A 21,630-nucleotide genomic window follows, 5' to 3' on the forward strand; every position below is an offset into this window, starting at 1 on the left:
ACCGAACAAACGATGGCACCAAGAACATCATGCCGGATACGGCTTCATCGAGAGCTTCAACGGCAAGGAAGGCGCGTCAACACTCTACGCTACGATTGCTGGCCGCCCGTCGTCACGGCGCATATGCGACGTTCCGTTAGCCGCCGATCGCGTTCCTATCCACGACAATCGCGTGGTGGTACATTCGGTTGATTTGGCGAATGTTTTTTGTCGTCAACTCACCGGGAAACCGGGAAGGTGGTCATGAGAATTATTACCGCTCTAGCATGCGTCGCCCTCCTTGCAGGTTGCACAACGGCAGGCCCCCCAAGGCCCCAAGGGCCTGTCGGTCCACAAGGTCTTCCCGGCAAGCAGGGACCTAGAGGTGCAATGGGGGCTGAGGGTCCGGCGGGGAAGGACGGCGTCGGCGGTTGGGAAATCACCCAGTATGCAAGCGCGAGTGATACAAGCCCAGACAAATCCGCACAGGCTTGGTGTCCCAAGCCAAAAGTCGTCATAGGTGGCGGTGCCAGCGCGTCAAATTCAAATGCTCTAATTTCTAGGAGCTTGCCGGTTACTTCCCCAGCTCCAGGGTGGGTAGCACAAGCGCATGTAGCCGCTACGTCCCCAACAGCTTGGACGCTGACAGCATACGCCATTTGCGCGCTTGTCAAATAGTCGGCGCTTGGCCGGGCCGGTGAACTTTGCGTTGTCGCGTCTTGGAGACACAAACGGCGTTCTAGTCTTCATCCCAAAAATCCTGCAGCGAGGCGTGCCGAAGGTCTTCCTCGCCCCGGAGGTGCTTCACGCGGACCTTGATGCCCGCTTGCGAAGGCCATAGTTGAGACGGTTGAAAGGCTGAGCCGGTGCCCCCCGCGTTGACCAGTTGCCGACCGGCTAGTGCAGCTTCTGGACTCTCGCCCGGAATGGCGGCATTCTCTCTTCCGGGAGAGCGGGCGTGGGCAAAGGCCACCGTTATCAAGGCGCCAATCAGGCTGACCGCTGGCGAAGGCGCGCCGGCAGAAGAATGCCGTCACGGCGGCTGCCGCGACCCCTCTTGGGGCTGATCTTCCTCGGCGCCGGCACGCTTGCCGCCGCAGTCACCCAATTCGCGATCCAGAGCACCGCCGGCCAACAGAGCACGATAACAAACTGGACAGAACCATTGCCTGGCCACATGGAAGGCCGCGCCTCGGTGATCGATGGCGACACAGTAGAGATTGCAGGCCAAAGGATTCGTTTCAATGGCATCGACGCGCCCGAGAGCCGTCAGCACTGCGACGACGCCAAGGGCTTTGACTACCCATGCGGGCGCCGCGCTGCCCAAGCCTTGGACAAGTTCCTGGCAGCTTCGCGACCGCTGCATTGCAGTTTTGTCGATCGTGATCGGTACGGGCGTCTTGTCGGGAACTGCGATCGGGCGGGCGGTCGTAGCGTTCAGCGCTGGCTTGTCGAGCAGGGCTTGGCACTGGACTGGCCCCTCTACAGCCACGGCGCCTATGCGGGGCAGCAGGCGAAGGCAGAGGCGGCAAAGCTCGGTCTGTGGGCCGGAACTTTTCAGGCGCCTTGGGTGTGGCGTCTAGCGCATGCCGACAACCGGCCGCTTTCTAACCAGCCGCTTGGCTTAATCAACCGCCATCAGGTCGCACAAAGCGGCTATTCATGCGAGCCGCGGCGCACCTGTTCCCAAATCAGCTCGTGCGATGAAGCAAGTTGGTACCCAGCCAACTGCTCTTGGGGCCGCAAGCTAGACCGCGACAAAGACGGCATCGCCTGCGAAAGCCAGTGTTGAACCTGCAGGTGCTGCCGCTTCACGGTCGCACGCACGTCGGTGTTGGCGCCGCGGCGCGTTGGGGTGGGTTTGGTCATGTGGAGGGGTTCCTAATGAAAGGGCCGCCTCGACGGGTGGCTTTTGAACGGTGACGGACTGCCGTTCCAAGCGGACCAGCTATTGTCGACTAAATGAAAGCGGGAAGATCCAACGATGCCTCCAAAATACGTGCAGCCCTCCGTTCATGAGACAGCTTTCAGCGGCATTCCAAATCGGCAGGGAGTTCGGCAGAGCCGAGGCCGAAGTTATGTTGCCCCGCCCATCGATTATGATCGCCACCCATCGACAACGAGCGATGCAGAACACGGCGAGCCGACCTGACGTTAACATTCGCTGGCATCAAGTCCGGCCTGATTTTCCAGAACTCGTTGCAACTGATGCGGCGAACTTTGACGCTGCCGTCTCAACAATGACCGTGCGAGATGTGGTCATATGGCGTCTTCGGGAAGGGCGCTCGCTGCGCGGTTCCGGCAAGGCCGGTCTTCATCATCGCCAACGCGGCGAAGGTCTTCTATCACGCTATATAGGAACGGAGTGCGTCAAAATTGACACGGGCTCGGCACGAGCTGCTCAAGTGCGGACGATGATGGGAGCCACGGCCGGCTGGCTGCTTTTTGCCGCGCGCGAGATGGGAGGAGGCGGCTGGAGTGATGTTTGGGCTCCGGCGACCTGATTCCGTTCTTTCGGATACGGAACGGAAACTTTGCCACATTTTTGGTTTCGACGCACGCTACGTCAGGAAGCAGCTAGGGCAATGAAGAGCGATTGTCCTTGCCTGTTTATGCGCAACAGAATGGGCTTGTGCTGCTGCCGGGATCTTGCCCACTCCTCCTGGATATCTGACGGCTGTGCCACATCCCGGTTGTTGGCCGAGACAATCACGTCGCCAGGTCGAAGGCCGTTCTCGGCGGCGGGGCTATTCGGCGCCACTTCCTGGATAAACACGCCGGTGGTACCCGGCTGCAGACCGAGTTGCTGGCGCGCTTCGTCCGGAATGGTGCTGAGCGACAGCCCGAGGCGTTGGTCCGCCGCTTCCGGACTCGGAACGGCACCGGTCTGTACCTCCTCGTCCTTGCGTTGACCGAGGGTCAGTTCCACCTCCTGCTGGGAGCCGCCGCGGTTCCTTGTCAGCGTGGCTTTCGACCCCGGCTTTTCGTTAGCTGCCGCCAACGTCAAGTCATGGACGCCCTGAATGTCCTTGCCGTTGAACCGGGTGATCACATCCCCCGATTGCAAGCCGGCCTTCTCTGCCGGACTGCCGGGCTCGACCGAGGCGACCAGCGCTCCCTTGGTGCTCGATATGTCAAGCGCCTGGGCAAGCGACGGCGTCACCTCCTGGAGACGCACTCCGATGAACCCGCGCTCGATCCGGCCGGTGCGGATCAGCTGATCGGCGACGCTCCGTGCGGTTCGGGACGGCACGGCGAAACCGATGCCTATGCTGCCGCCAAACGGAGAGACGATGGCCGTATTGACCCCGATCACTTCGCCGCGCGCGTTAAACAGGGGGCCGCCGGAATTGCCTCTATTGATCGAGGCGTCTGTCTGGAGAAAATCGTCGTAAGGGCCGGCTTGGATGTCGCGCGAGCGGGCGGAAAGAACGCCGACGGTCACGGTTCCCCCGAGCCCGAAGGGACTGCCAATCGCGATCGTCCAGGCCCCCGGCTGCATTGCGTCAGAGTCACCCCAGGCGGTGGTCGTCATGTTGGGGCGTGGATCGACCTTCAGCACCGCGATGTCGGTTGCTGGATCGCGGCCCACAAGTCGCGCGCGCGAAGTCTCCTTATCGGAGAATACGACGTGGATTTCGGTGGAGTCGGCCACGACATGATTGTTGGTGACGATGTAGCCCTCCGGACTGACCACGAAGCCGGAGCCGAGAGCTTCTCGCACCTGCGGCTGGGCAGGCCCGCGGCTGTCGAAGGGGTTGAGAAAATCGTCGAGCATCGTTTGGTCCTGGATGATCTGCCTCGTCGTGATCGCGACCACGGCCGGCAGCTTCTGACGCAGGATTGCGCTGAAGTCGTTCGGGATTTCCTGTGCTGAAACCGGAGCAAAGCCGCCAGCCGAGAGCATCAAGATTCCTGCGACGAGGCCCATGCTCAGTCGCTTCCTGGCAATGTAAGACATGATTGATTCTCCTGCCCGACCGCCCTGGCGCTGCCGCGCGACTTTTCCCAGACGCAACAACTGACATTCACGCCGATTGTTTCACCGGTTCGAAAAAATGTTGATCGTGGGCTGAACTGCGAGGATTTGGCCTTGTCGGGCCATTGAAATTTGCTCGAAACTCTCCAAAATTTCGGCTGGTGAAAATCGCGAGAGCCACCAAAGATGACATCAACAAAGGAGACTATTCAAAGCGGAGGACCATCGATGGAAGGAGCCATTTCGACGAGTTTTCCCCCAATCGGGCCCGAGGGTCCTGATGTTTTTCTTGACCGGTTGCTCCATCCAGCACGGCATTTCGAGCGACCTCAGGACGTGCTGACTGACGCGACGCTGGACGTCCAGGAGAAGCGTGCAATCCTTTCGTCCTGGGCATCGGATGCCTGTGCGGTGGAATCGGTGCCGGCGCTACGCATGCCGCCGGGAGCAACCGAACCGGTCAGCTCCATGTTGGGGACAAGACGATCCGCGCGACCGCGGGCACCTACCTGTTCATTCCACCGGGCGTTCCGCACAACATCACCAATGTCAGCGAAGAGCCGGCGCGGGTGCTGATGACCGTCTCTCCGCCTGGACACGAGCACTATTTTGAAGAGCTTGCCAGGCTCGCTGCACACGGCTCTCCGGATCCGAAAGCGCTTGCAGACTTGCGGAACCGTTACGACACTGACCAGCTCTCTACCCTGACGACAAGAGCCTAAGCTCGATTCTGCAATATCGGGTCATGGCGCAGCACCGCTCATGGCGTCGGCACCAGCGATGTCCGCTTTCAGGGGGCGTGCAGGGCCGCAATAAACGACCGAGGTTGGGCGCATTGCCGCCGCTAGCTAACAAACGCTACGGAATGAAGAAGGGCAAGTAGTCTGTGGAAGGAGTAGGGCCTCCGTCCACTTGCTATGCCTCGAAATGTGCATATATTGTGCGTATGAGAGGTCGGAGATTTGTCATGGCCCACGCACAGCTCGCACATTCCACGGTGGTTTCAGGCTTTGTCGATAGCCTTCAGGAGCCGCGCACGCCTTATATCTCGCCGAAGCGCCTGTCGCAGGCGCTTGGCGTAAAGGTGGCCAACCTCGCCCAGTTGACCGGTGTCCACCGCAACACGCTCCGTAACCCGTCATCGGAGCGCCTGCAGGGCCGGATGCGCGAGATGGTGAAGGTGATCTCGGCCGCGACGGAACTCACCGGCGATGTCGACAAGGCAATCTACTGGTATCGCAACGAGCCGATCGCCGACTATGGCCATCGCACCGCAGCCGAGCTCGTCGCCGACGGTCAGGTCGAGGCAGTTCTGGCTTTTATTCGTGATCTCGAGAACGGGGCGCGCGGGTGAAGATCGCCCACGTCGGCCCGGATGAAATCTTCCATCGTTATTTGACGCCAAAATGGGCTTTCCTGCCAACCAGCGGTGCAGGCGCTGCGATCGACGGTGGCCGTTTCAACCGGCCTGGTGTCGAAGCGCTCTATCCCTCGCAGGCCCCGCAGACGGCACTTGAGGAATACAAACAAGGCGCCAGCATCAGCCCACCGGCGACGCTTGCCGCCTATAAGATCACGCTCGCCGAGGTTGCCGACCTTTCGCGGGGATTTGATCCGGAAGGCTGGGACGGCGCCTGGAAGGAATGGGATTGTGCCTGGCGCCAGATCGCTCGCATCGACAAGAAGGTTCCGCCTTCGTGGAAGCTTGCGGACATGGTCATCACCGTCGGGCTTCGGGCCATCCTGTTCCCGTCGCTGCGTCACGCAGGCGGCACCAACCTGGTGGTCTTTTCAGCCAACCTTGTCGAAGGCGATCAGGTCGCGGTCCATGATCCCGATCAACGGCTGCCGCACGATCAATCGTCGTGGTCGTGAATGCCGCGTTCCGCTCAGGGCAGGACTCGACAACGCCCGATCAAAACACGTGGTCCTCAACACCATCGCCGTAGGCTTCTTCCTCTTCGGCGTCCCCCTCCCCAACAAGCCCCACCGGAATGTCTCCCGCCAGCAGCTTTTCCTTCGACAGCAGCCCGGCGTCCTCGAGTTCCTCGAAATCCGGCAGCTGGCGCAGCGTGTCGAGCCCGAACTGCGACAGGAAATTCTTGGTCGTCACATAGGTGTAGGGCGCGCCAGGCTGCGGCGAACGCGGCCCCGAGGCGATGAGGTCTTGCGCGCGTAGCACGCCGATCAGGTCGCGCGACACCTCCTTGCCGAAGAAGGAAGACAGCTCGCCACGGGTGATCGGCTGGAAGTAGGCAATGCACATCAGCACCAGCGCTTCGGATTGCGACAATTCTTTCGACCCCTGCCCCGCGGGCGTGCCGAATGCGGCGTGGATGATGTCTCCGAAGGCTTTCTTGGTCCGGTGCTGCCAGCCGCCGGCGACCGCGACCAGTTCGTAGGGGCGGCCGGCGAGCTCGGCGCGGATGTCGTCGATGATCAGCTCGAGATTGCAGTTCTTCCCCACCACCCGCGCGAGGACACTACGTGTCACCGGTTCGCTGGCGGCAAAGACAACCGCTTCGACGCGCCCCATCCACTCGCGCCAGCGCAGTTCCGGCGGCAGATGCTCGAGCTCGGTGTCGAGCAGCGTCGGCTGATTATTTTGCCCCTTGCGTGCGGCGGATCCGACCATCGTTACAGCCCGAACAGCCGGAAGCTGGGGCGGCCGGACAGCTCACGCACGGCGTCGAGCTGTTGCAGCCGCTCGAACAGACGGCGCGCGCCGAAGCGCGACAGGTTTTTTGTGGTCAGCGAGCCGGAAACGGCATCGTCGTCGAGCAGTCTTTTGATCACGTCCCCTGCCCCCTTGGCGCGCAACTTTGGCATCACCGCAGCAAGCCGCTCGGCACGCCGCGACAGTTCACCGGCCAATCCACAAGCGTCGGCTGCGCCCTGCGCCAACGCCAGGCACACGGCACGCTCAAATTCTTTTTGCTCTCCCGGCCGAATCCGCTTGGCGCGACCGCCACCGGTTCGGAAGGTCGCAGCAAAAGCCTGGGTCATCAGCATCGGTACCGGCCGTCGCCAGCGCAGCTTTTGCGCGAGCACCAGGTCGCCACACCACCAGGCCAGCAATTCGGCTCCCGGCGACAGGGCAACTACCTGGCTGGCGACCGCGGCGGCGGCAAACGGAGCCGGCCGGTCGGAGCGGACCACATCGTCAATTGCGCCCGGGAGATCGGCAAAACCGTCGTCCCAGCGCAGCCCGAGCTGATCGACCACTTCAGCCAGCCTCGCGACGTCGATCGCCGGCGGCCGCGATGCCAGCTGCCGCCACGCTGCCGCCACGCTGCCAGAATGCTGCCGCCGGGTCCGGGGTCACCGTCGGCAGGACGCAGATACCAGGCATCGCGCAGCGCCGCCTCGTCCTCGCTGCGGCCGGCGAGCCGAACGGCGGCGGCCGCACATCTCAGCGCCTGCCGCTGGCGCCAGGCGCCGGCCCAGGCCGGCTCGGAGCGAACCAAATTGTCGAGCGAATTCAGGACCGCGCCGGCATAAAACGCCGCATCGGTTTCGTGTTCGACTGGTCCGCCCGGCAATGCCCAAGACGGCACACGCAGCGGCAGAGGCACCGCAGTAGGCAATGGGTCCGCTCGAATCATAGAGAAGAGGATAAATCACGTGTGCGCTTAAGGCCATCTGCTCGGCACAAAAACGCACAGCCTGTCGGGTGACATAAACGAACGATAATCTTGCATTATCATTCGTTGTTTACGAGGCGAGGGAACCATGGTTGTCGCTCGTCCTGGATGGCTGGAAAAGCCCGCATTTTCGCGGTTTCAGGCGTCGTTCTCGCCCATATTCGGTGGATTCTCACCCTAATTCAGTGGACAGATCGGCCAGGATCGGCGGATTTGGAGCGGTTTTCGTGAGACTGCGTGCCATGCCACATGGCCGTGTTGCTGCTAACTGCTTGAATTGCCTCGCTTCTACTGGCTGATGCCAGTGCCAAACCCGCTGTGTCGCGTAGTCTCACTATTTCCGACTCGGAATTACGTAGTCTCATCAAATCTGCTCCGCCCGCCGGGTGAAACAGGACCAAATCCGCGTTTCTGGATCCTCCGGCGCCGCTCTTTCGGAATGTCCGTGCTCCAAACGCCCGGTTTTACCCATTATCTGCCATAGCGGCCCCATGAGCGCGATTTGAACCCTTCCGAGCACTCAGCACACCTCCGGAGGCCCCGAACGCGCTCCACGGGCCTGCAAATTAGTCGATAATACACGCCTGCAAAGGAGCGGGTGACCACAGCCGTTGATATTGTACAAACGCCGTGAAAACACTTGAAAGCCCGCCATGGTCAAGGCCCTCTCCCCGCCGTAAGACCGCGCCGCCTCATCGGCTATGCGCGGGTCTCGACCGAGGATCAGGTAACCGATGCGCAGGCCGACGAGCTCGGACAAGCCGGTTGCGCGGTTATCCACCACGAGCAAGGATCGGGCGCATCGCGCTCGCGGCCGGTGCTGACCAAGCTGATGCACGAGATCCGCGCCGGCGACGTTCTGGTCGTCGTCAGGCTCGACCGCCTCGCCCGGTCGGTCAGCCATCTGCTCGAGGTCATCGAGACGTTGGAAAAGCGCGGCGCGCATTTCCGCTCGCTGCGCGACCCGATCGACACGTCGACGCCGCAGGGGATGTTCTCGCTGCAGGTGCTCGGTGCTGTCGCCCAGCTGGAGCGGGCGCTCATCGCCGAGCGTACGAAAGCCGGCATCGCCGCGGCCAAGGCACGTGGTCGTCTGCCTGGCAATCCTGGGCTGCGCGAGCGACGGCCAGAAAGCATCCGCGCCGTCGCCGCGGCGCGGGACAGCGCCTATGTCGGCGATCTCATCGCCTCGGCACAAAGCTGGTTGCCGATCGTGCGACGGCTGCGCCCCCAGCATAATTGGGACGATGTCGTCCGGGTTTTGAATCAAAAGGGGCAAAGCTGGACGGTGGAACGGCTTCGCCGATCGGTGTACCGCCTGGTGCGGGAAGGCCTCGCAAAGCCTGAACTTGTCCAGCGCGCGCCGCGACGACAGCCGGAGGATCGATTGATGACACTCGTTGCCGGCATTGCCATTGCCGATCCGGATCTCAGTCTGCGGGCGATCGCGGCACAGCTCGAGGCAATGCGGGAGCGGACGCCGCGCGGCGGCTGGCAATGGGCGGCCTCGTCGGTCAAGCATCTGCTCGATCGCGCCAGGCGTCTCGGTTTGACGGTGCACGAACCCGCTGACGGTTAAAACGGCCGCTCGTCGACGAGCGCCGCCCTCCCCTCTCTCATTGTTGTGGCGCGCGGTACGGTCGACCGTGCTGCGGATCGCGGCCGGCCACCGGTCGATCAGCGCCTTACATTCTCGTCATGACAGCCGACTGGAGCGACCCCAAGGCGGGCTCGTCAGCCTTGCACTCGATTTCGTCCGCCAAATTACGATACATTCGCTTGAGAACGAGCACGAATCAGGATGGGTAGGATCGTGAGAGCAGGTAACCGCGCGCAGTCTGCCGATCCCAGTTGAATGACGACGCAAGTCCCCGACCAATCCACCGAAACCGATGTTTCCGGCACGGACGACCTGCCGGACATCATCAACGTGGTAATGGAAATGGGCCGCCCTGCGCCCCCTGCCCCGTCCCCCGCCTCCAGGTCGCCGGCGCATCTCGCCCCTGCCCTCGCCAACGCCTTTCCCGGCTTCGACTTCACCACAGCCGCGATCGACGATTTTTACTGGCGCGACGACGCCCGCACTGTCTTGTCCCCCAGTGGCACGCGCATCGGCGACCATCGCGCCTGGGTCGAGCGCGAGCTTGCCGACCTCGACGGCGACCTCACCGCCTTCTGGACGCGGCATCGCGAGAGCGGGTCTTGCTTTTCCGAATGGCGCGGCGCCAGCGTCTTTGCCTTCGTTTCCACCGGCCCCGGCGTTGCCGATTTTGTCCAGCTCTCGCTTGGCCGCGAGATCGAGGTTCTGGCCGGACCGGTGATCGATTCTGATTATCGCCCTTATAGCGCCGGCGCTCTTTTGGACCCGTCCCGGGTGCGGCGCGACGCTGATACGGTCGCTCCCGTGCTTGCCGGGCCCATCTAACGCGAGCAGCGGCAGGCGCGCCGAACCGAGATCGAGAACCGTGTCCTTCACGAGGTTGGGCCCGAGGGATCGCGCGAGATCCCATTTCTGGAAGCCACCCCCGACTGGTTCGATTATGTGCCGCGCGAAAACCGCCTCTTTGCCGACTGGGAGCGGTCGAGCGCTTGCGCTCACCGGATTTTTGCCCATTGGGCCTTCGACATCCACGACCTTGAGGAGCGCGACCGGCGCGAGATCGGCTTTATCCCGCGACCGCTCAAAATGCCGACTGAGCGGGTGCTCGCCGACGAAGGCGTCTCGGTGCACCGGCTGATGGAACGCATCGAGGCGATCGATACGCAAATCGGCCTGCCCTTCGCCTGGTTCTTCCTGATGACGCACGGGCACTGGGTCGATCCGGACGTCGGCTACGCGATCGCGGCTGGGTTGCGTGCAGGCCGCGTGCGGCTGCCCGACCCCGACGCCGCCGTGCTGCTCGCCTGGGCGGACAAGCCGTATCTGTTTTGAGCGAGCACTATGGACTTCCGGCTCCCGAAATCCCCATTTGACGCAAAACTGCGGCGCGCCGAGGCGTTCGACGTAATTGGATTCGGTGCTGGGCCTTCGACCGCCGCGCGTTTCTGGCCGGAATCTTGTCGGACGACGACACCGAGACGCTGCGCCATCTGCCAAACGCGGTATTGCTCGCTAAAGGCGCTTGCGTAGACCTCGGCTATCTTGAAGCCTGGTGCCAGGCCGCCTTAAGGCAGCCCCTGCCCTGGCCGGCGCGGGAGGCGCTGCTGATCAAGTTCGTGGCGCATCGTCTGTGGGATCCCGCAAAGCGGGACAGCGATCTTGCACGCGGCGTGCCGGCCGACGTCTCGGCGACGCTGAAACCCGAGGGGGCTTCTGCGCAGCGACGGGCCGCACACACCCTCGACGGTTCGCCGGCGGCTGTCGAACTGGTCGATGCTTACGATATGGCGCGGCTTGGTAGCAAAGTTCAATGCTCCGGGCGCGTGGCACGCCCTTTTTTCCGTCGACCATTTGCGCGGCGGACTCGCGACGCCGCCTCTAATAGACTGCCGTCTAAATGGCAAAAAAAATTAATTAAAACAATCGGAAAGCTGACAGTACCTTGTTGTACGCGAGGTCGAAAGGAGCCCAACAAGACCGAAGCGTCTCAGTTCGAATATTCAGAGCGCTACCGCAAGCCTGCTCCAGCGGAGGAGAGCGCATAGATTGCGTCGTCTGTCCACCCGCCTTTGAACCACTCAGATAGCCGGAGATGAGCCCTCTTTCACGAAGCCGGATTCTTCGAGAACGGGGACAGCGCCAGTCGACGGGACGCAATGTTGCGGTGAATGGGGGAAATTGTAGAAGGCGCATTCGATCAAACTGCGGGCCGCTTCGGTAGCGTAACTGTGATTCCAATATTGCTGCCCTCTAGTGGACCCGATCTGCGCCAGCCGAGTATCCGCCTCGAATGTCTTGAGGCCGCTATCGCCGACAATCCTTCGATCTTCATTGCGCTCAAGAGCAAACTGGAACCATCCCGGATTGCCTGGATTGCGCAGCGCGTCGATTCCAGGAATGCGCATCCGTCATCTTCGGTGCAGGTCTCCCAGCTTTGAAAACGGGCGACTTCGGGCTTGGCGTACATCGCCTCGAAGACATCAGGGATCGAGCGGGGTGAAGCGGCGAGCAGGTAGGCGGTGCGATTCGAAGAAATGCCTCATCGAAAATCGTTGGATCGCATTTCGCACCTGCCCGGGACAGACGCGTTGACCGCGCCGAGTTTCAAATTCAAATAAACCAATTCCGTATGACCTTCTGCCGCCAGTTAGCGTTAACCTTTTGTTAACTTAAAATTTCTTGTCGGGACAAACGAATCGGACATAATGACGGCATTCGAAAGAATTTCGGCGAAATGCCGTCACTTGAGGTTCCGGAAAGCATGAACGTTTTAGCGCCCGTGTCGAAACCCCTCTTCGACGACACCATTCTGGCACAAGGGCGCGAGATTTCCAGGAAGCTGAACCAGCTTCGTTTCGAGACCTTCCCACCGAACGCCAGGAAGACCTTGCGGCAATTTTCACTCGGGGAAGCGGCGCATTTTCTCGGGGTCTCGACTAGCAATCTCAAGAAGCTGCACCTTGAAGGCAAGGGTGTCGAGCCAACTATACATGCCGGAGGTCGCCGGACATATTCGGCAGAGCAGATCATGGAGCTGCGTCAATGGCTCGACCGTCACGGCCGAGCCGATGTGAAGAAATACGTTCCTCACCGCCGCAGGGACGAGAAACTGCAGGTCGTTGCCGTTGTTAATTTCAAGGGGGGCAGCGGAAAGACAACGACGGCCGCACACCTTGCGCAACATCTGGCGCTAACGGGGCACCGTGTATTGGCGATCGACCTCGACCCACAGGCTTCGCTGTCGGCCCTGTACGGCATCCAACCCGAACTCGACAAGAATCCGTCGATCTACGAAGCGATCCGTTACGACGACGAGCGGAAGCCCATCACCGACGTGATCTTGCCGACAAACTTTCCAGGCCTGGAACTTGTCCCTGCATCGCTAGAATTGCAGGAATATGAGTATGACACTCCACTGGCGATGCAGGACAAGAATTCCGTCGTCGGGAAGACGTTTTGGAATCGCATCGAAAAAGTATTGCGGGAGGTCGATGACCGATACGACGTGGTCGTAATCGATTGTCCACCCCAGCTGGGCTATTTGACGCTGACCGCTTTGTCGGCGGCGAGTTCGGTGCTGATCACTGTACATCCGCAGATGCTCGACCTGATGTCCATGTCGCAGTTCCTTCTGATGCTCGGCGACATCCTGAAGACAATTCGCCAGGCGGGCGGCGACGTAGATTTAGATTGGTTCAGATATTTGATCACTCGATACGAACCGACCGACGTCCCGCAAGCCCAGATGGTCGGATTCATGCAGTCAATGCTCGCGTCACAAATGCTCAAGACGCCGATGTTGAAATCGACCGCGATTTCGGATGCTGGGCTAACGAAGCAGACGCTTTATGAGGTCGAGAAATCCGGGATGATTAGGGCAACGTACGACCGTGCCATGGAGTCGATGGAAGCGGTTAACGCGGAAATCAGAGAACTGATCCACGGGGCTTGGGGACGTACGAAATAGACGGCCGTCTAAGTCAGGTTTTATTGCAATGAAATCAGATGAATGACCCAAATTTCGGGACGCTGAAATGGCAAGAAAGAACGTTTTCGACAATTTGATGCGGGAATCCGCGCCCGAAACGGCAGAAGATGGCGAGCCAGCTTCCGGGTTTCGCAAATTCGGAGCGGCGAGGTCCATCTCATCGTCGATCGATGAATTGGCCAGGCAGGCCTCCAAACTCGCCGAAGGCGAAACGGTTATTGAACTTGATCCCGACCTTGTCGACAGGTCATTTGTGCCCGACCGCATGAGCGTTGATCAGGACGACGCATACCACGAACTGCTGGAGGCAGTGAGGGAGAGGGGACAGGATACCCCAATCCTTGTAAGACCCCATCCCAGCACCGAAGGCCGCTACATGGCCGTTTTCGGACACCGACGGGTGAGAGTTGCCAAACAACTCGGGAGGCCTGTCCGCGCCGTGGTGAAGACGCTGGCAGACATCGACCACGTTGTCGCACAGGGGCAGGAAAACTCCGCCCGCGCCAATCTTACGTTTATCGAGCGTGTTCTGTTCGCCCAGCAACTGGACGGGCTTGGTTTCAGCCGCGAAACCATCCAATCTGCTCTGTCGGTCGACTACCAGACCCTCTCTAAGATGCTGACGATTCCGAAAGCTATCCCCGCGGTCGTCATTGATGCGATTGGGCCGGCCAAAGGGATTGGACGCGACCGGTGGTTGGATCTTCGGAAACTCGTCGAGAACCCCAAGAACACGCCAATTGCCAAGAGCTATGTGGCCAGTGAAGATTTCGCGGCTGCGGATTCTGACGAGCGTTTCAACCTGCTCTTTGATTTTCTGAATGGAGCGAAATCCAATAAGGCAATCAGGAAAGGGCTAGCTCCGCGAAACGACAGAACCTGGGCACCGGCTGACAAATCGGTCGCCGCGACGATTAGAAACAATGGAAAGGCCTTCAGTCTGGCGCTGAAAGCGAAAGACGCGGCCGAGTTCGGCGAATACATTTCGGAGAACCTGGACAGCCTTTACGAGGCATTCAGAACGTCGAAAGAAGAGGCAACAGGAGACTAAACCCGCAAAAGAAAAAGGCCCCCGAACGTCACCGTCGCGGAAGCCCTTCTCATCCTTAAGCAAGCTGAGAATCACATTTTCGCGAATCACTGTCAAGAGTCTAGGCGTCGATTCGGCGAGCAAATTTCTTTTGCCTAATTGAAGGCGAAGGAAGAAATGGAAACTGGTATTGCAACGACGCCCTTTGGGCGGCGGCCGATGTCGCTTGCCATATTGGCAGCGCAAAACGATTCACGTGAGATCCCCAAGGGCAGGGTCGTCGACAAATGGCAGATCTACCGCGACCTCTGCGAGGGCAAAAGCATCGTCGGCATTGGCGATCGCGCCCTGGCCGTCCTGAATGCGCTGCTATCATTCTATCCTGACAGCGAGCTGAGTGAGGAAAACGGCCTCATCGTGTTTCCCTCGAACGCACAGCTGTCCCTTAGAGCTCATGGGATGCCCGAACCCACAGTCAGACGGCACCTGGCAGCCCTTGTGGACTGCGGGCTGATCGTCCGTCGGGACAGCCCGAACGGCAAGCGTTATGCGCGCAAGGGCCGGGGAGGGGAGATCGAGGAAGCATTTGGCTTCTCACTGGCGCCGCTGCTGGCCCGTGCTCACGAGTTCGAGGCGGCGGCTGAGCGTGTTCGCGCCCACAACAGGGCGCTCAGGCTTATGCGTGAGCGGATCACTTTGCACCGCCGGGATATCCAGAAGTTGGTCGAGGCGGCGGTTGAGGAAGATGTGCCAGGCGACTGGGGAGGCCTGTGGAAGCGTTTCCGCGCCGTTGTGGAGGCAATTCCGCGCCGAGCTTCCGTTGTCGAGCTCGAGCCGATCGTGGGCGATCTGGCCGCATTGCATGACGAAGTGGATAAGCTGCTGGAAGTTCACATGAAATCCACGAATCCGAGCGGCAATGACTACCAAAATGAGCGGCAGCAATCTGATTCAAATACCGACTCTATTTTTGAATTTGAACCGGCTTTAGAGAAAAGCGGGTCGACGGCCGAGCCAAGGACGAGGACCGCAGAGCCCCCGAAAACCTATCCGCTAGGGCTTGTGCTGAAGGCCTGCCCGGAATTTTCGGATTACGCCGTCGACGGGATCGGCAACTGGCGCGATTTGATGATCACCGCGGCCCAGGTGCGAGGCTACCTTGGCGTTTCGCCGTCAGCATATGAGGAAGCCTGCCATGTGATGGGCCAGGAGGTCGCCGCAATGGTGATTGCCTGCATTGTGCAAAGGGCACAGCACATCAACTCCGCAGGCGGCTATCTGCGGGTGCTGACCGAAAAGGCGCGGGCGGGGCAGTTTTCGGTCGGACCGATGCTGATGGCGGCGCTGAAGGCCAACGGGGCAACGGCGCGGATGACCGGATGAGTGTGTGGGTACCGGGATTTGCCGAGCGAGGGCTCAGGGTTTGATCCGCGCGATAGGGCGTGGATCGTGGCTGCAGCGCTTGGCGGCAAGAAAGCCCTATGCGAGGATCGAGGACATGAGAAACGAGCACGACCGGGAACCCACGCCCGATGAAACCGCCGGGATGGTGTGGTGGAACTCACTTACCGAGGCCGATCGCGCGGCTTGGCTGGCGCGGGCCGGCAGCGCCGTCCCTGCGGATGCCTGGGTGGCGTACAAGCGGCTCGGAGATGTTGAGCGTCAGCCGCGGACTATAAACTGACGGCGGTCCCTGCGGCGGCGATGAAGTCTCTCGGATCTAGGTCACGAGATGACTGGTTCTGCGACGAGACCAAGCCTTAGGGCTCGATGGAGCAGGTTCTCAACTGACGAAGCGGACCATTGAGCAGCTCCCCCTTGGTATCCGCTTGCAGGCGCTCAAGCGGGTTCGATTTCTGGACTTGAAAACTATCGAAAAATGCCATATTTTTTGCACAAGAAACGTGGCTGTTTATATGGTGGAGTGATCCTATGAGCCAGGCACTCAAGATTCCCGTGCAGAACGAACCTCTCGTCTTGTCCTATATGGACCGGAGCGGGAAGATCGCAATCGAGCAGGTCGCGGATGGTTTTGGCATGTCCAAGGGCCAGTTGGCCCAGACCGCCGGTCTTGCTCGCGAGACCCTCTACCGGTCTGAGCGCAGCCGGACGGTAAAGACACAGGGACGCCTGCGTGAAATGCTCGAGATCATCAGTCGGGTGGCGGATTGGGCGGGCGGCAAGGAACAGGCGATGGCTTGGTATCGAGCCCAGCCGCTTCCGGCATTCGGCGGACGCACCGCCGAAGCGCTTGTGAAGGAGGGCAAGGCCGCTGCGGTCCGTGATTATCTCGACCACATGGCCGTTGGCGGCTTTGCTTGAGGTTTGCTGGAACCTGCTACAGGGCGCACGATCCACGTTGGGCTTTCAAGCCGACTTCCGGTGATGGAGCGGCGAGCAGAGGTGCGCGCTTCAATCCCAAGAGTGTGCCGGCGCTCTATCTGGCGCTGACCGTCATGACAGCGGTCAAGGAAGCCAACCAGGGTTTCGCGCATCGGATCGACCCTTGCGTGCTATGCTCCTACGAAGTCGATTGCGACGACATTGCGGACCTGACGACAGAGCAGACGAGGGGAGAATTCTCCGTCACGTTCGAGGACATGGCCTGCGCCTGGGCGACGGCTCTCAGCGATGGAAATCGCCCAGCGTCATGGTCGATCTATGACCGACTGCGGCCTCAAGGCATTGCCGGCATTCTGGTTCCGAGTTTTGCTCCCGGTGCCGAGACCGAGGATCGCAACCTGGTGCTTTGGGACTGGGGTCCGCATCTTCCGCACAAGGTAACTGTATTCGACCCGAGCGGCCGGCTGCCAAAGGACCAGCTGTCCTGGCGATGAAGCATCCGCGAAGGGCAGGGACGTTTTCGGCTGCTGGTGGCGCGCGACGCTTTCGGGGCGATATCAGTCACCGACCTCGATCGAATTGTGATCGCACCACATCCGCAACGCTCTTTCTTCCGCATTCGCTTCGAAAGCGTACCACCGATCGAGTGCACCCCTTCGCTGCAACAGATCCTTGAATCTTGCGTACGCGCCTCTTTTGCTGAAGATTTCTTGAACGTCACCGACGTTGTCAGGCAGAAATTGGCGGGCGAAGTCCAGTACGAGCGGCTTGCCCAGGTCGAGTTCTTTCTTGTCAGGTATTTGGGCGTATTTGTCGCTGACGTCGATATCATCCGGCAATTCGTCCAAATCACCCGTGAATTCGGAATGCCAGTAGAGCGTGCCTGACTGCTTGCACAGAAAGGCCTGATGTTCTCCCGTGCCCCCAGAACTGACGAATTCGAAAGCTAACAGTATGTCTTTGAAGCTGACGGGCATTGTCGTTCGGCGTCCCATATAGATGGCGTGGAGCCAACGCATCAGAGGTCGGTACCACGAGCTGTTCTCGATCGTGCCCCGCCGCATGGTGTACCCGGCGGTGACGAAGTCGCTCGCGAGCGCGCTCTCAACAGCGCCGTAGCGAGCGGCGTAGCGGCGGCATCGATGTTCGAAGGACCCACCGATGACCGACGACATGATGAACCGGCGCACGCTCGTGGTGAAGACCCCTGACGCTGATCTTTTGCGCGCGATGATGAGCTTTGCCGCGAGCGGCGGATGGCGATGGTGGACGGCGCCGCAACCGGGGGTCCGGGTTCTAAACGATGAGTCTTGCTGCCCTTCCGAGCGTGCGTTCGGCCTCGTTGTAGTAGTTCGACGCCTGCTGCACAGAGCGATGCTGTGACTGCTGCATGGCTTCGGGCAGCGGAATGCCGCGGCGGGCGGTTTCGGTGAGATAGCCGGAGCGCAGGCCGTGGGCGGAAAACGCCGCCGGGTCGAGGCCAGCCTCGGCAACGCGACGTTTCAGAATCAGGTTGACGGCCTGCGGGGTGAGGGCGCGTTTTTCGAGGTTGCCCCAGCGATCGATGCCGCGAAACACGGCGCCCTCGCTGATGCCGGCCCGCTCGAGCCAGTGTTTCAGGGCCAGCACCGGGCGGCCGACGAGCAGCACGAAAGCATTCCCATCGGCCTGTGTCGTCTTGGTGCGGCCGAGCCGGATTTTTAGGCAGGGCAGTTTTGGCCCGTCTGGATCCTTGGGGTCGGCCGGCACAGGCTCTTCCTCGACGAACTGCTCGACACGCAGGGACGAAATCTCGCTGCGGCGGCGGCCGCCTGAGGCGAAGGCGGTGATGAGCAGGGCGCGGTCGCGCACGTCGACGAGACGGTCGCCGGCGCAGGCTTTCAGGAGGGCGGTCAAAATATCGGCGGTCACCGCCTTCTTGCTCTTGCGGCCGCGCGGGCGGGCGCTGGCGCGCACCGCCAGTTTTGTCGCGCTGTGCAGCCCCGGCGCGTTGAATTTGCCGCGCAAACCGCGCCATTTGGTCAGCGTCGACCAGCTCGACAGCCGCCGGCGCACGGTAGCGGGCGCGTGCGGGCCGTCGCTGCGCAGAAGCCCTTCAGCTTTCAGCGTTATCGCGACTTCGGCGGGCATGCCGTGCGCCGGATTCGTCTCCCGTTTCGAAAAATCCCAGAGATGATGGGCGACGAATTTGATCAGCAGCGCCTCGGGCGCCGGCCAGGGGAGCGGAAAACCGGTGGCGGCAAGCGACCAGGCTTCGAGGTAGCCTAGGTCCGAGGCCAGCGCCCGCAGCGAATTCTCGCCGATGCCTTCCCTGGCGAGATGGCGCAACGTCGCGACGTCGTCGTCGGTGAGGATTTCGGCCAGAAAATCGCGGCGGTCGAACGGCAGCACGGACTCCAGCGCGTCCAACGCTTCGGCGCGGCGCAGTTTCTGGTCGGATGCGGGCTTTGGCAGGCGAAGGTCCATGATGCCGGCCTCAGAACAGATATTTTCGGTCGGCCCAGGCGAGCAGCACGGCGGCATCGTGGTCTGGCAGGCGCACGCGCCCGGCGCGCAGGCCGTCGGCGATGATGTGGCCGACATCCGGATCGACCCAGTGGCCGTGGGTCATCAGAAAAAACCAGGCGAAGGCCAGGCCGATTTCTTCATCGATTGCCTCGATGCGTTCCATCAGCCGATGTACGGATACATTCTCGCCGGCGAGCAGCCGCTCGGCCGGCATCTGCAGCGGCCGCGGGATAAACCCGATCTCGCGTTTTTGGCCGGGACCCTCAAAATCGTGGATGTCGAAGGCCCAGTGGTCAAAGATGAGTACGCTTGCGGCACTCGATCGCGCCCAGTCGGCAAAAAAGCGGTTTTCGCGCGGAAAAAAATCGAACCAGTCCGGGTTGGCGTCCAGGAACGGAATGTCCCTGACACCCTCGGAGCCGACCTCGTGGATGACGCGGCTTTCGAGTTCGGGCCGGGTTGCCTCGCGCTGCTCGCGTTCGATGCGGGCCCGGCGCGCCAAGAAACTCCGCATGTGGACGATGCCGCCGCCGGTGCGACCGCGCAGCCGATAGACCGGTCCGGCGAGCTGCCGCGCCGCAACCGCGGACTCGCGAGTAACCCAGGTCGGCTCGAACAGATGGTCGGCACTGTTGGGGCGGTAGTCGCGATCGACCACCGGGCCGACCAGGAACTCGATCTCGCGGCCGAGCGAGAGCTGGACGAAGTCTGCCGCGCCCGGCCCGGTCGGCGCAAAGGCGAAGGCGCTGGTGCCGCGCCATTCGGTGAATTTTTCGCCGCTCTCGCGATGCCCATTCCAGAAGGCGGTGAGGTCGCCGCCGACATCGGCCAGCGCGCGCTCGACCCAGGCGCGATGGTCGCCGAGGCGCGTGCCGTCGGCAGCGACGACAGCATGAGGGTTGCACCAGTAGGGGTCGTCGATCCTCGCGACGGTGAAGGCGAAGCCCGGAAAAGCCTTGTTGAGGGCCTGGGCGAGCTCGGCGTCGGCCGACTGCGGCTGCAGAGCTGCGAGCACGGTTTCGACGGAAGCGGGATCGGGCAGGCGGACGGTTTTTTGCTCGGGCACGCCGGGTGCTTCTCTATTGGTCTATTGGCCAGAAAAGGCCGCCCAGAACGCCGACCGTACGACGCCGGCGGGTCATCTGCACGATTCTGGCTGATTTGCGGGTCAAAAACAATCACTATCGATAAGAGATAATTATCGATAGTGAAAAGGCCGCCAGAGAAAATCCCCTGCAAGTCAACCTATGTCGGTTTTACTTCCCGATTTCAATTGAAACGCTAAGCTGAAAATCCTGCTCTCCGGGATCTCTACATGGCGGCCTGAAACGGGGGAGGGGAGGGGCTTTCTCAGAGGCCCGACGCCTTGGTCAGGTTGGTGCGGAATCTGTCTCGCCTCCGTTGATATTTGCGTGTCATCTCGGCCGAGGCGTGGCCGAGATGCTTTTGCACATATCGCTCCTCGATGTCGGCCGATGACGCTAGGCCGGCACGAAGGGAATGGCCCGAGAACAGCAACTCGCGTTCGCCTTCCGGAAGATCGGAACGGACGCCGGCGGCAAGGGTGGTCTGCTTGACCAGGCGCGCGACATGCTTGTCGGAAAGCCGCTCGGTGTCGACGGTCTTGTTGTCCTTGAAGATGCGCCGGAAGAGCGGACCCCGCGCGATGCGACCGAAGCGGATCCAGCTCTCGAGCGCGGCGGCCGGGCAGGTCTGGTCGGATGCTCCTAAACCGACCTCGACCTCGCGCCATCCCGTCTTGCCGCGCAGGGTGACCAGCACGCCTTTGCCGTCAAAAATCTCGATCCAGCCGGCGCCGTCACTGCGGTCGTCGCGCACGACGTCCAGACCGACGATTTCGGAGCGCCGAAGGCCGCCGGCAAAGCCGAGCAACAGGATCGCCCGGTCACGCAAGCCCCGCAGATCATGGCCAAGCGTGTTGACCATCGCCTTGATGTCGTCGCCAAGCACGGCTTCCTTCTGCCGCGGCGGCTTTGCGTGCTGGCGGCGAATGCCGGCGAGTACGGTGGCGATGTGGCGATCCGCTCGATCCATCGGCTGGCCACGCTGGGTGAAGTTCCAGGCGAGACCGGATAGGCGGCGCTCGATCGTCGCGACGGAGAGCGATGGCAGGCCGCGTTTCGGATCGCCGGCAGCGCAGGCACCGATGTAGAGACCGATGACCTGGCTGGAGGGCGGTAGCGGATCGAATCCTTCCCGGCGACACCAGGAGGTGAAATGCCGCCAATCCTTGGCGTAGGCGTCCCGCGTGTTTTCGGAACTGGCGGCCTTTGCGTAGGCCGTCGCGGTCTCGACGAGGGCTTCCAGCCGCGCCGGCGATGAGCCCATTTCCATGACCAGATCGACGATGTCGGGCAGATCGCCGTCAAGATCGTCGGCGTCCGAGAGATCGTTTTCGGTGGCATTGGCCGGGGCATTTTCCATGATTTGGCAGGCTACCGCCATACGTCCGATAAGGCAAGCTTACCGGACATAAAAGCGTTGCGACAGGCGCGGCGGTTGTGGGCGTAAAGACTTGCAAAAAGCGCCGCGCTGATT

Annotated in this window: 22 protein-coding genes and 4 pseudogenes; 17 read left to right on the forward strand and 9 right to left on the reverse strand. The window is 61.3% G+C overall.

The annotated features are described in order from the left end of the window. The first annotated feature begins 937 nt into the window (after positions 1-937). Both NKJ23_RS19730 and NKJ23_RS19735 read left to right on the forward strand, forming a co-directional pair. On the forward strand, positions 938-1,771 hold the full coding sequence (locus tag NKJ23_RS19730) for a thermonuclease family protein (protein ID WP_352681745.1): 834 nt from the start codon (positions 938-940) through the stop codon (positions 1,769-1,771). A 223-nt stretch (positions 1,772-1,994) separates the two neighbouring features. Further along, positions 1,995-2,483 carry a hypothetical protein gene (locus NKJ23_RS19735; protein ID WP_352496425.1) on the forward strand — a complete coding sequence of 163 codons (489 nt, stop codon included), beginning with the start codon at positions 1,995-1,997 and terminating at the stop codon, positions 2,481-2,483. Between the two features lie 62 nt (positions 2,484-2,545). Here NKJ23_RS19735 and NKJ23_RS19740 read toward each other — a convergent pair whose 3' ends face one another. After that, on the reverse strand, positions 2,546-3,940 hold the full coding sequence (locus NKJ23_RS19740; protein ID WP_352496424.1) for a Do family serine endopeptidase: 1,395 nt from the start codon (positions 3,938-3,940) through the stop codon (positions 2,546-2,548). 246 nt (positions 3,941-4,186) lie between these two features. Here NKJ23_RS19740 and NKJ23_RS19745 point away from each other — a divergent pair. The 4 genes and pseudogenes from NKJ23_RS19745 to NKJ23_RS19760 form a co-directional block, all read left to right on the forward strand. Continuing rightward, positions 4,187-4,423: pseudogene (locus NKJ23_RS19745) on the forward strand (hypothetical protein); the annotation flags it as partial. Positions 4,424-4,425: 2 nt separating this feature from the next. After that, positions 4,426-4,680, forward strand: a pseudogene (locus NKJ23_RS19750) (cupin domain-containing protein); the annotation flags it as partial. A 245-nt stretch (positions 4,681-4,925) separates the two neighbouring features. Continuing rightward, complete coding sequence (locus NKJ23_RS19755; protein WP_127253491.1) at positions 4,926-5,312, forward strand: hypothetical protein; 387 nt, start codon at positions 4,926-4,928, stop codon at positions 5,310-5,312. Continuing rightward, positions 5,309-5,833, forward strand: coding sequence for an RES family NAD+ phosphorylase (locus NKJ23_RS19760; RefSeq protein WP_352496422.1), 525 nt, complete (start codon positions 5,309-5,311; stop codon positions 5,831-5,833). The genes NKJ23_RS19755 and NKJ23_RS19760 overlap by 4 nt, the downstream gene beginning before the upstream one ends. A 40-nt stretch (positions 5,834-5,873) precedes the next feature. Here NKJ23_RS19760 and scpB read toward each other — a convergent pair whose 3' ends face one another. The 3 genes and pseudogenes from scpB to NKJ23_RS19775 all read right to left on the reverse strand — a co-directional run. Beyond that, positions 5,874-6,593, reverse strand: a complete 720-nt coding sequence (gene scpB / locus NKJ23_RS19765) for an SMC-Scp complex subunit ScpB (protein WP_352496421.1) — start codon at positions 6,591-6,593, stop codon at positions 5,874-5,876. Between the two features lie 2 nt (positions 6,594-6,595). Continuing rightward, a complete protein-coding gene (locus NKJ23_RS19770; protein ID WP_352496420.1) occupies positions 6,596-7,249 on the reverse strand; it encodes a DUF1403 family protein in 654 nt (217 codons plus the stop codon). Between the two features lie 50 nt (positions 7,250-7,299). Next, positions 7,300-7,563, reverse strand: a pseudogene (locus NKJ23_RS19775) (DUF1403 family protein); the annotation flags it as partial. A gap of 679 nt (positions 7,564-8,242) precedes the next feature. Here NKJ23_RS19775 and NKJ23_RS19780 point away from each other — a divergent pair. The 4 genes from NKJ23_RS19780 (at position 8,243) to NKJ23_RS19795 (ending at position 11,247) form a co-directional block, all read left to right on the forward strand. Beyond that, positions 8,243-9,181: a recombinase family protein gene (locus NKJ23_RS19780; RefSeq protein WP_352496419.1), complete on the forward strand. Its 939-nt coding sequence runs from the start codon at positions 8,243-8,245 to the stop codon at positions 9,179-9,181. Between the two features lie 276 nt (positions 9,182-9,457). Beyond that, on the forward strand, positions 9,458-10,027 hold the full coding sequence (locus NKJ23_RS19785) for a hypothetical protein (RefSeq protein WP_352496418.1): 570 nt from the start codon (positions 9,458-9,460) through the stop codon (positions 10,025-10,027). Between the two features lie 117 nt (positions 10,028-10,144). After that, entirely contained in the window at positions 10,145-10,534 is a 390-nt protein-coding gene (locus NKJ23_RS19790) for a hypothetical protein (RefSeq protein ID WP_352496417.1), read from the forward strand. 125 nt (positions 10,535-10,659) lie between these two features. Next, positions 10,660-11,247, forward strand: a complete 588-nt coding sequence (locus tag NKJ23_RS19795; RefSeq protein WP_352496416.1) for a hypothetical protein — start codon at positions 10,660-10,662, stop codon at positions 11,245-11,247. A 33-nt stretch (positions 11,248-11,280) separates the two neighbouring features. Here NKJ23_RS19795 and NKJ23_RS19800 read toward each other — a convergent pair whose 3' ends face one another. Beyond that, positions 11,281-11,607, reverse strand: a complete 327-nt coding sequence (locus NKJ23_RS19800; protein ID WP_352496415.1) for a GNAT family N-acetyltransferase — start codon at positions 11,605-11,607, stop codon at positions 11,281-11,283. A 356-nt stretch (positions 11,608-11,963) separates the two neighbouring features. Here NKJ23_RS19800 and repA point away from each other — a divergent pair, with 356 nt between their 5' ends. From repA to NKJ23_RS19830, 6 genes are all read left to right on the forward strand, one after another. After that, on the forward strand, positions 11,964-13,169 hold the full coding sequence (gene repA, locus NKJ23_RS19805) for a plasmid partitioning protein RepA (protein WP_352496428.1): 1,206 nt from the start codon (positions 11,964-11,966) through the stop codon (positions 13,167-13,169). A 67-nt stretch (positions 13,170-13,236) separates the two neighbouring features. Beyond that, complete coding sequence (gene repB / locus NKJ23_RS19810) at positions 13,237-14,241, forward strand: plasmid partitioning protein RepB (protein WP_352496414.1); 1,005 nt, start codon at positions 13,237-13,239, stop codon at positions 14,239-14,241. Positions 14,242-14,397: 156 nt separating this feature from the next. Beyond that, positions 14,398-15,603 (forward strand): plasmid replication protein RepC, encoded by a 1,206-nt coding sequence (repC, locus tag NKJ23_RS19815; protein ID WP_352496413.1) that lies wholly within the window; start codon positions 14,398-14,400, stop codon positions 15,601-15,603. Positions 15,604-15,718: 115 nt separating this feature from the next. Continuing rightward, positions 15,719-15,904 carry a hypothetical protein gene (locus NKJ23_RS19820; protein WP_352681750.1) on the forward strand — a complete coding sequence of 62 codons (186 nt, stop codon included), beginning with the start codon at positions 15,719-15,721 and terminating at the stop codon, positions 15,902-15,904. A 248-nt stretch (positions 15,905-16,152) separates the two neighbouring features. Next, positions 16,153-16,542, forward strand: coding sequence for an antitoxin Xre/MbcA/ParS toxin-binding domain-containing protein (locus tag NKJ23_RS19825; protein WP_352496412.1), 390 nt, complete (start codon positions 16,153-16,155; stop codon positions 16,540-16,542). Beyond that, entirely contained in the window at positions 16,539-17,057 is a 519-nt protein-coding gene (locus tag NKJ23_RS19830; protein WP_352496411.1) for an RES family NAD+ phosphorylase, read from the forward strand. Before NKJ23_RS19825 ends, NKJ23_RS19830 begins: the two co-directional genes overlap by 4 nt. A gap of 63 nt (positions 17,058-17,120) precedes the next feature. Here the strand turns inward: NKJ23_RS19830 and NKJ23_RS19835 are convergent, their stop codons facing one another. Further along, positions 17,121-17,738 carry a hypothetical protein gene (locus NKJ23_RS19835; protein ID WP_352496410.1) on the reverse strand — a complete coding sequence of 206 codons (618 nt, stop codon included), beginning with the start codon at positions 17,736-17,738 and terminating at the stop codon, positions 17,121-17,123. Between NKJ23_RS19835 and NKJ23_RS34685 the strand changes: the two are divergent. Then, positions 17,725-17,849: pseudogene (locus NKJ23_RS34685) on the forward strand (IS256 family transposase); the annotation flags it as partial. The gene NKJ23_RS19835 and the pseudogene NKJ23_RS34685 sit on opposite strands and share 14 nt — an antisense overlap. A gap of 10 nt (positions 17,850-17,859) precedes the next feature. Here NKJ23_RS34685 and NKJ23_RS19840 read toward each other — a convergent pair. The 3 genes from NKJ23_RS19840 to NKJ23_RS19850 all read right to left on the reverse strand — a co-directional run bounded on the left by NKJ23_RS19840 (position 17,860) and on the right by NKJ23_RS19850 (position 21,516). Further along, positions 17,860-19,029 (reverse strand): site-specific integrase, encoded by a 1,170-nt coding sequence (locus NKJ23_RS19840; RefSeq protein WP_352496409.1) that lies wholly within the window; start codon positions 19,027-19,029, stop codon positions 17,860-17,862. A gap of 10 nt (positions 19,030-19,039) precedes the next feature. Then, positions 19,040-20,137, reverse strand: coding sequence for a hypothetical protein (locus NKJ23_RS19845; RefSeq protein WP_352496408.1), 1,098 nt, complete (start codon positions 20,135-20,137; stop codon positions 19,040-19,042). Positions 20,138-20,421: 284 nt separating this feature from the next. Then, positions 20,422-21,516, reverse strand: a complete 1,095-nt coding sequence (locus NKJ23_RS19850) for a tyrosine-type recombinase/integrase (RefSeq protein ID WP_352496407.1) — start codon at positions 21,514-21,516, stop codon at positions 20,422-20,424. Positions 21,517-21,630 lie beyond the last annotated feature (114 nt).

The sequence above is a fragment of the Mesorhizobium sp. M0184 genome (assembly GCF_040322215.1).
In the GTDB taxonomy this organism is placed as follows: domain Bacteria; phylum Pseudomonadota; class Alphaproteobacteria; order Rhizobiales; family Rhizobiaceae; genus Mesorhizobium.

Coding starts and splice junctions, on each gene's coding strand:
- NKJ23_RS19735 (WP_352496425.1), top strand. CDS start 1,995: ATGAGACAGCTTTCAGCGGCATTCCAAATCGGCAGGGAGTTCGGCAGA.
- NKJ23_RS19740 (WP_352496424.1), bottom strand. CDS start 3,940: ATGTCTTACATTGCCAGGAAGCGACTGAGCATGGGCCTCGTCGCAGGA.
- NKJ23_RS19755 (WP_127253491.1), top strand. CDS start 4,926: ATGGCCCACGCACAGCTCGCACATTCCACGGTGGTTTCAGGCTTTGTC.
- scpB (WP_352496421.1), bottom strand. CDS start 6,593: ATGGTCGGATCCGCCGCACGCAAGGGGCAAAATAATCAGCCGACGCTG.
- NKJ23_RS19785 (WP_352496418.1), top strand. CDS start 9,458: ATGACGACGCAAGTCCCCGACCAATCCACCGAAACCGATGTTTCCGGC.
- NKJ23_RS19800 (WP_352496415.1), bottom strand. CDS start 11,607: ATGCGCATTCCTGGAATCGACGCGCTGCGCAATCCAGGCAATCCGGGA.
- repA (WP_352496428.1), top strand. CDS start 11,964: ATGAACGTTTTAGCGCCCGTGTCGAAACCCCTCTTCGACGACACCATT.
- repB (WP_352496414.1), top strand. CDS start 13,237: ATGGCAAGAAAGAACGTTTTCGACAATTTGATGCGGGAATCCGCGCCC.
- repC (WP_352496413.1), top strand. CDS start 14,398: ATGGAAACTGGTATTGCAACGACGCCCTTTGGGCGGCGGCCGATGTCG.
- NKJ23_RS19820 (WP_352681750.1), top strand. CDS start 15,719: ATGAGAAACGAGCACGACCGGGAACCCACGCCCGATGAAACCGCCGGG.
- NKJ23_RS19825 (WP_352496412.1), top strand. CDS start 16,153: ATGAGCCAGGCACTCAAGATTCCCGTGCAGAACGAACCTCTCGTCTTG.
- NKJ23_RS19835 (WP_352496410.1), bottom strand. CDS start 17,738: ATGTCGTCGGTCATCGGTGGGTCCTTCGAACATCGATGCCGCCGCTAC.
- NKJ23_RS19840 (WP_352496409.1), bottom strand. CDS start 19,029: ATGGACCTTCGCCTGCCAAAGCCCGCATCCGACCAGAAACTGCGCCGC.
- NKJ23_RS19850 (WP_352496407.1), bottom strand. CDS start 21,516: ATGGAAAATGCCCCGGCCAATGCCACCGAAAACGATCTCTCGGACGCC.